This is a genomic window from Salinibacter pepae (assembly GCF_947077775.1).
In the GTDB taxonomy this organism is placed as follows: domain Bacteria; phylum Bacteroidota; class Rhodothermia; order Rhodothermales; family Salinibacteraceae; genus Salinibacter; species Salinibacter pepae.
Window position 1 is genome coordinate 1,068,969 of sequence record NZ_CAMTTE010000001.1, and the last position, 14,365, is coordinate 1,083,333.

Annotated in this window: 12 protein-coding genes; 6 read left to right on the forward strand and 6 right to left on the reverse strand. The window is 67.7% G+C overall.

Annotated features, from left to right (window positions below; translation table 11 throughout):
• Window positions 1-64 precede the first annotated feature (64 nt).
• A complete protein-coding gene (locus tag OJA40_RS04500) occupies window positions 65-1,612 on the reverse strand; it encodes a RagB/SusD family nutrient uptake outer membrane protein (protein ID WP_208426132.1) in 1,548 nt (515 codons plus the stop codon).
• Between the two features lie 75 nt (window positions 1,613-1,687).
• The gene (locus OJA40_RS04505; RefSeq protein ID WP_263810025.1) at window positions 1,688-4,582 is read right to left on the reverse strand and encodes a carboxypeptidase-like regulatory domain-containing protein; all 2,895 of its coding nucleotides are present in this window, start codon (window positions 4,580-4,582) and stop codon (window positions 1,688-1,690) included.
• A 1,026-nt stretch (window positions 4,583-5,608) separates the two neighbouring features.
• On the opposite strand from OJA40_RS04505, the gene murB reads away from it, so the two are divergent.
• Window positions 5,609-6,640, forward strand: coding sequence for a UDP-N-acetylmuramate dehydrogenase (gene murB / locus OJA40_RS04510; protein WP_263810026.1), 1,032 nt, complete (start codon window positions 5,609-5,611; stop codon window positions 6,638-6,640).
• A 211-nt stretch (window positions 6,641-6,851) separates the two neighbouring features.
• Here the strand turns inward: murB and OJA40_RS04515 are convergent, their stop codons facing one another.
• Window positions 6,852-7,826: an ADP-ribosylglycohydrolase family protein gene (locus tag OJA40_RS04515; protein ID WP_263810027.1), complete on the reverse strand. Its 975-nt coding sequence runs from the start codon at window positions 7,824-7,826 to the stop codon at window positions 6,852-6,854.
• Window positions 7,827-7,980: 154 nt separating this feature from the next.
• Between OJA40_RS04515 and OJA40_RS04520 the strand changes: the two genes are divergently transcribed.
• From OJA40_RS04520 to OJA40_RS04540, 5 genes are all read left to right on the forward strand, one after another.
• Window positions 7,981-8,649 (forward strand): heme exporter protein CcmB, encoded by a 669-nt coding sequence (locus OJA40_RS04520; RefSeq protein WP_263810028.1) that lies wholly within the window; start codon window positions 7,981-7,983, stop codon window positions 8,647-8,649.
• Between the two features lie 105 nt (window positions 8,650-8,754).
• Complete coding sequence (locus tag OJA40_RS04525; RefSeq protein WP_263792922.1) at window positions 8,755-9,507, forward strand: cytochrome c biogenesis protein; 753 nt, start codon at window positions 8,755-8,757, stop codon at window positions 9,505-9,507.
• Window positions 9,508-9,565: 58 nt separating this feature from the next.
• The gene (locus OJA40_RS04530; RefSeq protein WP_263810029.1) at window positions 9,566-9,847 is read left to right on the forward strand and encodes a CcmD family protein; all 282 of its coding nucleotides are present in this window, start codon (window positions 9,566-9,568) and stop codon (window positions 9,845-9,847) included.
• A 27-nt stretch (window positions 9,848-9,874) separates the two neighbouring features.
• The gene (locus OJA40_RS04535) at window positions 9,875-10,306 is read left to right on the forward strand and encodes a cytochrome c maturation protein CcmE domain-containing protein (RefSeq protein WP_208426122.1); all 432 of its coding nucleotides are present in this window, start codon (window positions 9,875-9,877) and stop codon (window positions 10,304-10,306) included.
• A gap of 10 nt (window positions 10,307-10,316) precedes the next feature.
• Entirely contained in the window at window positions 10,317-10,766 is a 450-nt protein-coding gene (locus OJA40_RS04540; RefSeq protein ID WP_208426121.1) for a DUF1499 domain-containing protein, read from the forward strand.
• Window positions 10,767-10,792: 26 nt separating this feature from the next.
• On the opposite strand, the gene mgtE is transcribed toward OJA40_RS04540, so the two are convergent.
• The 3 genes from mgtE to OJA40_RS04555 all read right to left on the reverse strand — a co-directional run bounded on the left by mgtE (window position 10,793) and on the right by OJA40_RS04555 (window position 14,266).
• On the reverse strand, window positions 10,793-12,211 hold the full coding sequence (mgtE, locus tag OJA40_RS04545) for a magnesium transporter (RefSeq protein WP_263808207.1): 1,419 nt from the start codon (window positions 12,209-12,211) through the stop codon (window positions 10,793-10,795).
• A gap of 68 nt (window positions 12,212-12,279) precedes the next feature.
• Complete coding sequence (gene rsmA / locus OJA40_RS04550; RefSeq protein ID WP_263810030.1) at window positions 12,280-13,083, reverse strand: 16S rRNA (adenine(1518)-N(6)/adenine(1519)-N(6))-dimethyltransferase RsmA; 804 nt, start codon at window positions 13,081-13,083, stop codon at window positions 12,280-12,282.
• Window positions 13,084-13,159: 76 nt separating this feature from the next.
• The gene (locus OJA40_RS04555; protein ID WP_208426118.1) at window positions 13,160-14,266 is read right to left on the reverse strand and encodes a vWA domain-containing protein; all 1,107 of its coding nucleotides are present in this window, start codon (window positions 14,264-14,266) and stop codon (window positions 13,160-13,162) included.
• Between the last annotated feature and the right edge of the window lie 99 nt (window positions 14,267-14,365).

Below are 14,365 nucleotides of genomic sequence, written 5' to 3' on the forward strand. Positions count from 1 at the left end.
AGGGAGGCAACCCTGCTGTGGACTCGGTCTCATATGTTCAATACTTCAGCGACCGAACGGGCGGCTAGAGATTGGGATTGGGCCCCGTCTCGTCCTGCGTGAGTGGGAGCCACTGGGCGGTTTTTCGCCCGTCTACCTGGTCCTTCAGGTGCCACTCGACGGCCTTCATGCGCCGCTGGTCGGGGAGGCGACTGCCCGTCGCGAAGAGCGTGCGGTCCCGCTCCACGGCGATTCGCTCCAGGTCAACGCTACTCAGGCCGCTGAGGCCGTAGCTTTCCCGAACGGCGTTTACGAGTTCCACCGCCGTCTCGCTTCCGGCATCGTAGCCCCGCACCTCAAGTTCGGCGCGGATGAGGAAGAGCTCCTGCCAGCTGATGAACGGCATGTCGGTGCGCTCCTCCCACTTGCCCTGCCCCCACTCGATGATTGTGTCTCCGTCTTCGAAATCGGCTACGGAGGTGGGAAGGGCGTCCGCCTCCCCGTTTGCCTGCCAGGCGTCAACCACCGTGGAGAACTCGTCCCTGTCAATCGAGATGCCCGTCAGGTTCGGCGGAAGCGCCCCGAACCCGCCACGGGTGGCTCCCCGCGAGCCAATGATCGTAAGCGGGATTCGGTTCAGCTCCTGCGGGGTGTTCGCGACCGTCTCGACGTGGCTTCGGGCGACCAGTTCACCGGTGCTCTCGTCGGCCACGCGGTAGCTGTCAGAGGGACCCTCAGTGAGCTGGGCCTTGTTCCCGTCCTGTACGGCCAGCTGGAGGCGCCCCGCGCCCGCCTGGTTGTGGTAGTCGTTCACGGTGTTCAGGTCGTAGGCCACGTCCCACGACTCTCCCTCCTGAAGGCCTTCTCGGGCGTACTCGGCGGCGGCCTGGAGGGCCTCCGTCCCCTGAAGCCCGCCGGCGGCCTCGAAGTCGTGCGTGCCGGCGTAGAGGGCGTTCCGGGCCCGCACCGACTGCACCCGTCGCTGAAGCAATTCGTCGCCCATCGCTTCGGCCTGGGTCAGCGCGCTCGCGTACTTGTCCTCCGCGCGCCGGTACAGCTCCGGCGAGGGGATGAACGCGGAGGTGTCAATGGTCGCCCCGCCCCGTCGGGGGTCGTCCGGGTGCCCGATGTACGTGGCGAGGTAGTACCGCGCATTCGCCCCGTGGACGTTGGCCGCGAAGCGAATTTCGGCCTCCGACGCCGACGCGGAAGGCGCCTCGGGGTCAAATTCCTCCGATGCCTCCAGGCGCCGGAGCAGATCGTCGGCCAGGTAGCGGTACTCCTGAAGGTCCGCCAGGGCGTTGGTGACGCTGTTGTTGTCGTCTCGAATGATTCCGGCGTCGATCTGCTCGAACGTCGGGAACGTCGCATTGCTGTTGATTCCGAACCGAAACTCGTCGGACAGGCCGTCGGCCAGGTCCGTCACCCCGGAGTGCGAGTCGGCCCACTGTGCCCGAATGCCCGTGATCAGGTACTCGGCCTCCGCCGGGTCGTTGAACTGCTCATCCCCCGCGGCGTCTTTCGGCTGGTCCACGTTTGAGACGAACGAGTCGCAGGCCGCAAGCGTCCCGGCGAGGACCAGGAGGATGCCGAGTGCAAGGGGTCTCTTCAGAAGGGTCGCGTAGCTGCTCATGAGTGGGTTCTGGCTGTGGATGAAAATCATCGAGGCAGGTCGAGGGAGGGGGACACGGAGCATCCCCGGATGGCGTTAGATTCCGACCTCCAGCGTGAAGGTGTACTCCCGCGGGTTCTGCAGGGTCAGGAACTCCTGCCCGCGAATGAGGCCCCTCGACCCCTCGGAGTTGACCTCCGGATCGGGGCCCTGGTCGTAGCTCGTGATCGTGAAGAGGTTTGACGCGGAGAAGCCGACCGTGAACGTGCGCAGCTGATCGACGCCGGCGACCGAACCGATCAGGCTCGAGGCGTCGTACCGCACCCCCACCGTACGGAGCTTGAGAAAGTCCGCGTCCTGGAGGAAGTTATCGATCTCCCCGACGTTGGGGTCGGTTCGGGCCAGCTCATTGGCGACCGCTCGGTACCGGTCGGTGCCCGCCTTCAAGTTGTCGAGCTCCGACTGGAGCTCTCGGCGCTGCTCGTGACCCCCGCGCAGGGCGAGGAAGCGGGCCGTGTTCGAGTAGGTCTGGTGGCCAAGCTGGTATTCCGCCTGGGCGTTTATCCGAAGGTCCTCGAACAGGGTCGCCGAGACGCCAAATCCACCGAAGTGATCCGGCACCGGGTTGCCGAGTTCGACCCGCTCGTCGGTCACCTCCGGGCCAAGGTACGTGCCATTGTCGTCGAAGCGAGCCCCTTCGACGCGACGGCCAAAGAAGGTGAACGGGGCCAGCCCCTCGCGGATTACGTTCCGCTGGAACCCGCCGAAGATCGACTGCCCGCCGAGCTCCTTCACTTCTCGCTCGCGGTAGCTGTAGTTGGCGTTGACGCTCAGGGTGTGCTGCTCGGTGCGCAGCGCCGTCACGTCGAGGCTCGTTTCAATCCCCTGCGCGAAAATCTCACCGACGTTCCGCGGTGCGTTCTGGTTGCCAAACCCGGTCGACAGGGCCGGGTCGAAGTTCACGATCGAGTTGTCCGTGTTCTGGCGGTAGTAGGTGACGGAGAGGGAGTATCGGTTGTTGATGCCCACGTCGAATCCGCCCTCGACCTCGTTCACCCGCTCCAGGCCCAGGTCGGGATCCCCGACGTTTCCGATGACCGCGCCGGAGCCAAACCCACTGGCCTGCCCTTGCAGCCGGAGGAACTCCCCGTCCACCAGGTCGGGGAGGGACCCGGACTGCCCCCAGGAGGCCCGCACGTTGAGGCGGCTGACGGCGTCCGGAATGACCTCAAAGTCCCCGATCTGCGCGGACGCCCGAGCGGCGGGGTACCACTCCTTGAACGAATCGGTCTCCCCCGCAACGAGCCGGGTGGACCAGTCGCGCCGAACCGAGAACTCTGCGGAGTATCGATCCAGAAACTCAAACTGCTGCCGGCCGATGATGCCCGCGCTTCGCTCGTTCGACAGGCTCTCCCCGATGAAGTCGAGCTGCGTGCCGGCATCGATGTCGGTAATCAGGTCCGTCCCGATCCGGGAGGCCGTGGCGTTTATCTGCCGGTCCGACTCTGTGAAGAGCTGCGTGCCGGCGGTGGTCGTGGCGCTCAGGTCGGGGGTGATGTCGTACTCGTACGTCGCCGTCAGGTCGGCGTTGAAGCGGCGCCGGTCCGAGTCGAGCGCATTGCGCTCCCCGCCGACGGAGTTGTATACGTCCTCGTACTGGCTGGGCCGCGTCTGATCGTTGCGGCGCGCGCTGATGTCGGCGCCCCCTTGCGCCCGAAGGCTCAGTCCCGGAATGGCCTCCGGACGGTACGACAGCTCGATGGACTGCTGGAACTTCCGAACCCGCTGCCGATCCTCGATGGCGAAGTAGGCCGAACTGTCTCGCTCTGTAAAGTCCCCGAACGGCGCATCCAAGGCAAGCGCCCCCAGCACCCCGAAGATGCTGTTGTCCGCCACGGGCCGGTCGTAGTAGTTGAACGCGAGGGTGGAGCGGCTGCTGATCGTGAGCGACTCGGTCGGGCGCGCCTCAATGCTGGCGTTCACGTTGTTGCGCTGGCCCTCTCCGGTCGGGAAGATGCTCTCCGTGTCGCGGTAGGAGTACGCGAGGTTGTAGGTGGTAATGTCCCCCGACCCGGACACGGCGATCCGGTGCCCCTGGATGTTGCCCTGCCGGTGGATGTCGTTGAGCCGATCGGCCGTGGGGTAGATGTCGTCGTTGTAGCCGCTTTGCTTCGTGGCGACGCCCAGGGTCCCCTGGTATTCGACCTGGAGGTCCTGGCCCTGCTCTCCACTTTTCGTCTCGATGAGCACCACCCCGTCGGTCCCGTCCGTTCCGTACAGGGACGTCGCCGCCGGCCCCTTCAGCACGTTGATCGACTCGATGTTGCTCGGGTCGAGGTCGGCAAGCGGGGACCCCGTGCCCTGCCCCCCGACGTCAAACCCCGGCGCCGGGTCCTGCGCGATGCGCGTGCCGTCTACGAAGATGAGCGGCTGCCCGTCGCTGTTGAGGCTCACGCCGCCCCGCACGTCGAACCGGAGGCCCGCCCCGACATTGCCGGACGACCGGGACACGGTCACCCCGGAGGTGCGGCCCTGTAGCAGATCGCTTACGTTTTCGTACTCCGTGGTCTCGGTGAGCTCCCCGGCGTCGATCTGCGACACCGATACGTTCGTTTCACCCCGGGTCTGCTCCCTGCCAAAGCCCGTCACCACGACCTCTTCGAGCTGGGCCTGAGCGGTCTTGAGTTGAACGTTCACGCGGACGGTCCCCCCCTCCGGGACCGTCACGGTGTTCTCCGACGCCTGGTACCCGACGAACGAGACCCGAACGGTCTGCTCCCCCGCGGGCACGTTCGCGATTTCGTACTTGCCCTGGGCGTCGGTGGCGGCCCCGGTGCCCAGGCCAACGATCTGAACGGTCGCGCCGGGAAGGATGTCACCCGTCTCGGCCTCCGTCACCGTTCCCGTAATCGTTCCCTGCTGTGCCCAGGCAAGCCCCGGAAGCACGAGGAGTGCAATGCCGAGTATGACGCCTTGTGTCCATCGGTTCATAGTTTCGGTCTGGCTTTGGTATTTGGAGCGTTAGGTGTCTCGATTTGGAAGTCTCGATGCGTTCCGTTCCGCCGGCCGCCCGGAGGCGCCCCCTCCCCTTCGATCAAGTGCCCATGCATGTCGAGTGCCCATGCATGAAGAGCATGGGCGGTGCGGGGGGCGCCCCGAGCCCTCTGGGAACGGCAGCCCCGGCAGTCGGCCGGTCCGGATCGGGCGGGGGCATCACCTGCCTGCGCCAACGGGGGAGAGCCCGACCCATGGCACAAAATTTCTATTTACTGCCTCAAACTTGTCCTAAAATGCTTTCAACTGTTTTTGCTCATTCTTTCGAATGCACAGCGCTTTTTAACCGGATCGTACTTTCTAAGGGGAGGCGGAGAGACATTCAAGTGCGCATCGTAGCGACGGGAACGGCCCGCTAGATCCGCGTCCATTCATAAATTTTTATTTTTTTGCACTCATTTTATCTTTCTATCTCTTGCAGTTTTTTTGATCTTTATTTTTTCTTTTTACTTCCGCTCATTTTGCGAATTTCTTGTCTGAGAATTTTGCTAGAACAGATTCAGTGCCTTTCTTTTTCAGACCGATTGGCAACTTTATTTGCGTCTATTCTAAACAAGATCTTTGTTCACAAGCTTCTGTTAACGAACCCTTAACTGCCTGCTTCGTGGGCCGTGTGCTCTTTTTTCTCCGTGCACGGCCCCGAACAGGACGACCGGAGCGCCCCCCGTCCGGGCCCCGAGGCGCCCGGTGCTGCCAGTCCTCGGGCCGTGGCGAGGTGCTCGAACTTACAGAAGCGCACCCCGCGGATGGGAGTCTTGTTTGCGCACGGCATTGAACTTCAGCCCCGTCCGGTCGGCCTGACGCGGCGGGGGCTGTTGGGGAGATGACCGGCCGTTTTTGGACGGACGTTTGGGAAATTTCTTGGATACCAGGTCCCGCGGGTGGATTTATTGACGTGCTTCCACGTATCGTGGACTGGATTCCAGAGAGCTATATTCTTTCGTCTTCGCCCCTCATTCCCTCGTGACCCCTTCTTCCCCGCCGGCACGCGCGCTCCGTGCGACGCTCGGCCCCGACCGGCTGCGCCGGGACGTCCCCCTGGCCCCGTTTACCACCTTCCAGCTCGGGGGGACGGCCGACTGGTACGCCGACGTGCGCTCGGCCGACGAGCTGGCCGCGGTCACGCGGGCGGCCCGGACGCACGATGTCCCCTACTTTCTGCTCGGCACCGGGGCCAACGTCATCGTCGGCGACCGCGGGGTGCGCGGCCTCGTCATTCACAACCGGGCCCGTGCCCTCCGGGTGGACCCCGACACGAATCGCCTCTGGGCCGAGAGCGGGGCCGTCGTGTACCCCGACCTCATCGAACGCGCCGTCTCGGCCGGCCTCTCGGGGCTGGAGCACTACGTGGGCATTCCGTCGACCGTGGGCGGGGCGCTCTGGCAGAACCTGCACTTCCTCTCGCCGCCCCCCGACCGGGCCCGGACCGTGTTCTGGGACGAGGTCGTCCACTCCGCCGACATTCTCACCGAAGAGGGGGAGCGCAAAACGGTGGGCGCCGACTATTTCGACTTCGGGTACGACTACTCGATTCTCCACGACCGGGACGACGTGGTGCTGGCGACCACCTCCCAGCTCGAGCCGGGCGATCCGGAGCGGATGCGCGAGATCATGGACGCGAACCTGCAGTGGCGCGCCGAGCGGCACCCGCCCCTGGACACCGAGCCGAGCGTGGGGTCGATCTTCAAGAAGATTGAGGGGGTCGGCGCCGGGCGCCTCATCGACGAGTGCGGCCTGAAGGGCGCGCGGATCGGGGGGGCGATGATCACGCACCGCCACGCCAACATTTTCGTGAACGTCGACGACGCCCGGGCTGCGGACGTGTGTGCCCTGATCGAGCTGGCGCGCGACACGGTGGAGCGGGAGACCGGCTACCGCCTGGAGACGGAGATCGACTTCATCGGCGAGTTCGCCCCGCCGACCGACGCGGAGCCCACGTTCGTCGAGAAAGACCCCGACCTCGTGACGGCGGCCGACCGGGCGAAAGCCTCCTGACTCGGCAACGGAGGGATCGGCCCACCGCCCCGTAAACTGTCTCTTTTCTTATCCCCTCTGCGCAGGACCGTTGTGCCGGTTCTGGGCGATTGGCACATCCGGCAATAGAAACTGAACCATTGGCTGTGCTCTCATCTTGGGGACGCGCGGCAATCCGTCCCTGCGTGGACGGAGGAGGGCCGAAAGGTGAACCGACACCTCGCGATTGGTGTCACAGCGCAGCGGCGAATGCGCGCGCCTCGTCGGCGAGGCGATCGGCCGCCTCAAGGCCGTCTCGCCACTCGTCCGGGAAGGCGTCCCACCCGTGCAGCGCGCCCAGCATGGCCCCCATCATCGCCCCGGTGGTGTCGGCGTCGCCCCCCACGTTGATGCCGGAGAGCAGTGTGTTTTCGAGGAGGTGGGCGCGGCGCGCGACCATCGCACACGCGAACGGCCAGGCCTCGTCGGCCCGTACGCCCACCCCGTCGCACGCGTCCCCGAGGTTGAGCGGGAAGGCGTCGAGCTGGTCCGCGAGGGCCTCCAGGCGGCCCGACACGCGGTCGTCGCCGCCGAGCCGCCCCTCCGCCCACGCCGTCGCGTCGACCAGCCGCTCCCAGAAGGGCGCGCGGTCGAACGCATCAGGCGTCCGGCCCAGCAGCGCGTGGACGGCCACCGCCTGCCCCCACCCGGCCGCCAGGGCCGCGGGGTGGCGGTGGGTGACGGCCAGCACCGGACGAATGGCCTCGAAGGCCGCCTCGCGGCCGAGGTCCCGGGCGGCCCACCACGCGCCGAGCGGGGCCGCCCGCATGGCGGCGCCGTCGGTCGGCCGGCCGGGCACGCCGGACTCGGCGGGCATGCTCCCCTTCGCCAAGCGATCGACGGCGGTGGTGGTGGTCTCGCCCCAGCGCCGGGCCTGGGCCCGAAGGGCAACGTACTCGTCCGCGACGGCCCCCGGCCACGCATCCGGCGACTCCGGGTGCGCCGTGAGCGCCCGGACGAGCGCGAACGTCATCTGCGTGTCGTCCGTCCACTGCCCGGCGCCCAGGTCCCCCCGCTGGTCGTCGTCCCGGTACTCCTTGATGCCCTTGTAGTAGGTGCGCACGTTGGCGTGGCTGAGGCCCTCGACGGGCATGCCCAGCGCGTCGCCGACGGCGGTGCCGAGAAGCGCCCCGGCGATGGAATCGGAAGGGGGAGGCGTGGTGGGCATGAGACGGGCAGCGCAATCCGTGAACAGGGCCGAACAGGAGACGGAGGGAAGCGGGGCGGCAGTCGATTTTCCGTGCCCGCATCGCTATTTTAGTTGTCCCCTTCGAAACGAGGGGACACGGTCGCGTTCCGTTTCTCGTCGTCTTCCCCCCCTGATGGACTGGCTCGCCGGTGCCTGGTCGGTGTTTCGGAAGGACCTGCGCACCGAGCTGCGCAGCCGGTACGCGGCGAACACGCTCCTCCTGTTCGCCCTTGCGGCGCTCCTCCTCGTGGCGTTCGCCGTGGGGCCGCAGCCCCTGAGCGCCCGGGTGCGGGCCGCGCTCCTGTGGATCGTCCTCCTCTTCGCGGCCTCCATCGGGCTCGGGCGGTCGTTCGTGGCGGAGTACGAGGGCGGCACCGCGCTCCTGCTTCGCCTCCACACGCGGGCCAGCATGGTGTTCGCCGGCAAGCTGCTGTTCAACTTCGGCCTGGTGGCGCTTCTGACCCTCGTCGCCACCGGCGTCTTCCTGCTGCTGCTCGGCGTCTCCGTCGGGACGCCGAGCCTGCTCGCGGGCACGCTTGCGCTCGGCGCCCTCGGCCTGACCGGCGCCACGACGCTGCTGTCGGCCCTCGTGGCCCGCGCCTCCCGCGGCGGCCCGCTCTTGCCGGTGCTCCTGCTGCCGGTGCTGGTGCCGGTGCTGGTCTCGGGGGTGGGGGCCACGCGCAAGGCCCTGCTCGGCCAGCAGTGGGCATCGGCGCAGGACGAGCTCCTCACGCTCGTGGGCTTTGCCGGGGCCACAATCTCCGCGGCCGTGGTGCTGTTCGACTACGTGTGGGCCGAGTGACCCGCCGCTTTGAACGTTGAGCGAATTCAAAGGCGCCCCCGGAAGCCCCCACTTTGAGCGGCGTATTACGAACCAGCGTCGCCCCTTAGGCTCTTCTCCTACGCCATGCCTTCCCAAGTGCAGACCGCCCCCCTGGTTGGCCGTCGCCTGTACCGCGCCGTGCGAGGCGTCGTGGTGGTGACGCTGACCGGCATCCTCGCCGCCGGCTTCCTGGGCGAGATACCGCAGCTGGACATCCTCGAACAGTCGGCGCGCAACCTGTATTTCCACGTGCCGATGTGGTTTGCGCTCATGGCGGCCACGATCGTCTCGGCGTACCACTCGGCCCAGTACCTTCGACACGGCGACCGCCTTCGCGACCTCCGCGCCCGGGAGGCGGCCCGGCTCGGCCTCATTTTCGGCGGGCTCGGGATCGTGACGGGCATGGTGTGGGCCCGCTTCACCTGGTACGAAGGCACCGGGGTCTGGTGGAATTTTGACCCGAAGCAGTCGATGGCGGCGGTCCTCCTGCTCATTTACGCCGGGTACTTCGTCCTGCGCGACGCCATCGACGCCCCGCGGGCGCGAGGGCGCATCGCGGCGGTCTACAACCTGTTCGCGGTCGTGACGATGCCCTTCCTGCTCTACATCCTGCCCCGCCAGATGCCGAGCCTCCACCCCGGCGGGGAGGGCAGCCCGGCCTTCAGCCAGACGGACCTTGCCCCGGCCATGCGCTGGGTCTTCTACCCCTCCGTCCTCGCCTTTCTGGGGCTCTGCTGGCTCCTGTACACGCAGCGGGTGCGCCTGGCCTGGCTCCAGGAGGTCCTGCGGCAACGGGCCCTGGGGGCGGCCCACGACGATGAGGGCGCCGGCCGCTGACGCCCGCGGCCGCAGTCCGGCTCTGCTCTTCGATCCTCCCCGCCGTCTCCGCTGCGTCATGACGATTCGTCCCCTCCGGCCCTCGGATCCGCCCGCCCTCCGGCCGGAGCAAGAGCGCCCGGACACGACGGCGGCCTACGACAGCACGTGGACGGAACAGCCCGACGCCGCCGCCCCGGATGGGCTGGACCGCATCATGGGCCAGGACGGCAAGATTTACGTCGTGCTCGCCGTCGTCCTGCTGATCTGGATCGGGGTGGTGGCGCTCCTCTTCCGGACCGACCGGCGGATTGAGCGCCTGGAACGGCGCGTCGACCGGTCCATTTCAGAGGATGAGTAGCTTTGCCCCCTCACTCCCTGTGTCCCCATGAAGTGGAAGACCGTTCTCGGCCTGGCCGGCATGATTGGCTTCGGCGCCCTCCTGTTCGTCAACTTTGGCAGCCAGGTGGGCGGGTACATGAATTTTGAGCAGGCCGCCCGCACCGGGGCCACGGCCCACGTGGTCGGCACGTGGGCGGAGGGCCGTCCCACGAGCTACGACCGCATGCAGAACGTCTTCACCTTCTACATGCGCGACGAGGACGGGGCGGTGCGGAAGGTGCGGTACAACAACCCGAAGCCGGCCAACTTTGAGGAGGCCGAGCAGGTGGTCGTGGAGGGGCGGACCCAGGACGGCACGTTCGTGGCCAACCACATCCTCGTGAAATGCCCGTCGAAGTACAACGACGCGCAGGGCCTGAAGCAGAAGGCAAGCCGGTCGTCCCAAGAGACGCCCCCCACGTCTTCTGCGCCGCAGTAGCCCTTCCCCTGTGCCCCCGTTTAGACTCGGCGCTGCCCTGCTCGCCCTGACGCTTCCGATCGTGGCCGAGGCCCAGTCGCTGCCCGACACCCCCCTCTCCCCCTGCCCCGACACGCCCAACTGCGAGCGTGTGGCGCGCGGATACGAGGCCCCGCCGGACACGCTGTACGCGGCCGCCGAGCGGGCCCTCGAATCGCTGGGCCCCGTCACGCTCCGTCGCCCCGAGGCTCGTGGGGATGCATCGTCCCCACATCGGCTGGAGGCGGTGTACCGGGTGGCCCTTGTGTTTAAGGACGACGTGGACGTGGCCGTCCGGGCCCGGGACGGGGGCGGCAGCGCCCTGTACGTCCGCAGCGCGAGCCGGGTGGGGCACAGCGACCTCGGCGTCAACCGGCGCCGCGTCGACCGATTCCTGGAGGCGGTCGGGGCCGCCCTCCGCGACGCATCGCCTTCGTCGTAGCGTGCCGTTGCCACGGCCAGGGCGGCCTACAGGTAGAGCGCCGTGGCGATGAGGAAGTAGATGGCCAGCCCCATGATGTCGTTCAGGGTCGTGACGAACGGCCCCATCGCGCTGGCCGGGTCCACCCCCAGCCACGTCAGCAGAAACGGAATCAGCGCGCCGTTGGTGGTCGCCACCAGGCTCACGGCCAGCATCGTCAGGCTGAGGGTCGCCACGAGCATCGTCACGTCCCCCATCCCGAGCAGGGCCACCGTTCCGCAGAGCAGCCCCGCCACGACGACCCCATTGAGCAGGGCCACGAGCATCTCCTTCCCGATGCGCTTGAAGGCGTCGGACAGCCAGAGCTCCCCCGCCCCGAGGCCCTGCACGGCGATGGCCGCGCTCTGGACGGCGGCGTTCCCCCCCATGGCCGTCACGACGGGAATGAACGTGGCGAGGACCACGGCTTGCTGCAGCGTGGCCTCAAAGGCCCCGATGACGGTGCCGGACAGCCCCGAGCCCACGAGCCCCACGATCAGCCACGGCAGGCGCCCCCGGCTCACCTGCACCGCCGAGTCGACGGTCTCCTCCTCCCCGGTGAGGCCGCTCATGAGCTGCATGTCCTCCTCCGCCTCGTCGCGGATGACGTCCACCACGTCGTCGATCGTGATGCGGCCCATCATCCGGCCCGTGTCGTTGACCACCGGCACGGACACGAGGTCGTACCGCTGCACCACGCGGCCCACCTCCTCCTGGTCCACCTGGGGCGCAACCGAGATAAAGTCGGCGTCCATGACGTCGCGGACCGTCACCGCCCCCGCAGAGAGCAGCAGTTGCTTGAGCGAGAGGGTGCCGAGGAGCGTCCCCGCCTCGTCCACGACGTAGGCCGTGTATACGTCGTCCACGTCCGCGGCGCTGCGCCGGACCGCCTCGGTGGCCTCCTGCAGGGTCTGGTCCGGAGCAAGGGCCACGTACTCGCGGGCCATGATGCCGCCGGCCGTCTCCTCCCCGTACTCCAGCAGCTCGGTCAGGTCCGCCGCGTCCTCCAGGTCGGGCAGCACCTCCAGGGCCACCCGGTCCGGCAGGTCGGCGAGCACGTCCGCCGCGTCGTCGGTGTCGAGCGCGTCGATCAGGGCGATGAGCGTGTCCGGCCGGAGGTCGTCCAGCAGCGCCGCCCGCACCGCGTCCTCCATCTCCGCGAGCACGTCGGCGCCCATCTCCGGCGGGAGCCACCGGAAGAGGCGGCCGGCCGCCGCGTCCGGCAGGCGGCGAAGCAGCAGGGCCACGTCGGCCGGGTAGAGGTCGGCGACCAGGTTGAGGACCATCCCGCGCTGCCGCTCCGTCAGCAGGGCGGCGATGTCGTCCACGACCGATTCGTCGACCTCCAGCAGGCCGCTGTACGGCGGCCCGTCGGAGGCGGCCGGCGCGCGCGAGGACGATGAGGGAGACGGGTCGGAGGCGGGCATGGAGCGACGGCGACTGGGCAGGATTCAAGTCCGATCCGTTCCGCAAACGGGACGCCCCCAGGGATGCGTTAGGCTTCGGGGACCGGGTCGGCGTGGGCGTCCAGGTGACGCGCGAGCGTCGCAAACTCGTCCGGCGTGAGCGCCTCGGCCCGCTTCCGGCCCCAGTCGTTCGGGAAGCCGACGCCCTGCTCCTTCGTCCAGGCGCTCAGGCTGTTGCGGAGCATCTTGCGGCGCTGGTTGAAGGCCGCCCGCACGTAGCGGCGCACGTCGTCGAAGTGAAGGCCCTCGGGCGCCGCGTCGGGGCCGAACCGGATGCGGACCACCGCGCTCGTGACGTCGGGCTGGGGGGAGAAGACCTGCGGCGGCACCGGAAAGCGGAGCGTCGGCTCGGCGAAGAGCTGCAGCAGAACGCTGAGAATGCCGTACGCCTTGGTGCGCGGCGCCGCGACGATCCGCTCGGCCACCTCTTTCTGCATCGTGAGCACCGCCTCGGCGAGGCAGTCCCGCTGCCCCAGCAGGGCGAAGAGGATCGGGCTCGTGAGGTAGTACGGCGTGTTGCTGATGACGTAGAGCGGGCCGCCCTTCGCGTCGGCGAGGGCAGCCCAGTCCGTCTTCCGCACGTCCGCCTCCCGCACGTCCGCCTCGGGGACGCGCTCGCGGAGGACCTCCACGGCCCGCTCGTCGATCTCCAGGGCCGTGAGCCGGTCGTGCCGTTCGGCCAGCCGCTCGGTGAGCATGCCGGTGCCGGCCCCCACCTCCACGACGTGGGCCTCCGGCGGGGCCGTCAGCGTCCCCACAATTTTCTCGGCCATGTTGGGGTCGTGCAGAAAATTTTGGCCGAGGCTCTGCTTCGGTTGAAACGGAACGCGCACGGGACGGGCGGGAAACGTGGAATGGTCAAAGGGTGTGCACACGCCTCACACCCCGCAACGTTCAGCGGGCCCGGCGCTAGCCCAGATGCTTCCGCCGGTTTCGGACGTAGTCTTCGAACAGGAAGGAGCCGAGGTCGTCGAGCTCCGAGTAGTAGGCGCGGCCCTGGTTGGCCTCCGTCAGCTCGCGGACGAAGTCGCGCAGGCCCGGGTCGCGGGCGATCATGAAGGTCGTGATCGTGATGTCCTCGCGGCGACAGACCGTGGCCTCGTCGAGCACCTTGTTGACGACCTTGCGGTCCAGCCCGTAGGCGTTGCGGTACATCTCCCCGTCCTCGATGTGGCAGCTGGGCTTGCCGTCGGTGATCATGAAGATCTGCTTGTTGCGGTTGTTGCGGCGGTGCAGAATGTCGCGCGCCCGCCGCAGCCCGGCCCGCGTGTTCGTGTAGTACGGGCCCACGTCGAGGTACGGCAGCTCCTTCACGTCCACCTCCCAGGCGTCGTTGCCAAAGGCCACGATGTCGAGGGAGTCCTTCGGGTACTGGGTCATGATCAGCTCCGAGAGGGCCAGTGCCACCCGCCGGGCCGGCGTGATCCGGTCCTCTCCGTAGAGCACCATCGAGTGGGAGAGGTCGATCATGAGCACCGTCGCCATCGAGGCGTGGTGGTCCGTCTTGTGGACCTGAAAGTCGTCCTCCGCGAGGGCCCAGTCGTCCCCCACGCCGGAGCGCCTGAACGAGTTGGAGAGGGTGCCGGTCACGTCGAGGTTCGACAGGTCGTCCCCGAACTGCCAGTCCTTCGTCTCGGGCAGCCGCTCGTCGCCCTGTCCGGTGTAGGGGGTTCGGTGGCCGCCCATGCCGCCCTTCTTGAGGTCGTTGAAGATCTCTTCCAGGGCCGACTGCCGGAGCGAGCGCTCGGTGCGGGCCGTGATCTCGACCGTCTCGCCGTCCTCGCCGTCTTCGAGGTAGCCGCGCTTCTTCAGCTCCTCGATGAAGTCGTCGAGGTCCTTGTCCGAGCCCTCGGTCAGGCCGTACTTGTCGTCGAGCTGCTCCATCCAGTCGAGGGCCTCCTCCGCGTCCCCCGCCGTGTGTTCGAGCAGTTCCTGGAAGAGGTCGAGGAGCTCCTCAAAGAGCGGCTGCTGGCTGCCGTGGCGGACGGAGTCCCATTCGGTATACCGAAAACGCATGGCGGAGTGGCTGGTCTGAGAAAACGACTGCACGAGGGGTACGCCGGGACCCTGCTGTTTGTTTGTTCTTCACGGACGCGCCGCTCCCATCCTTACACG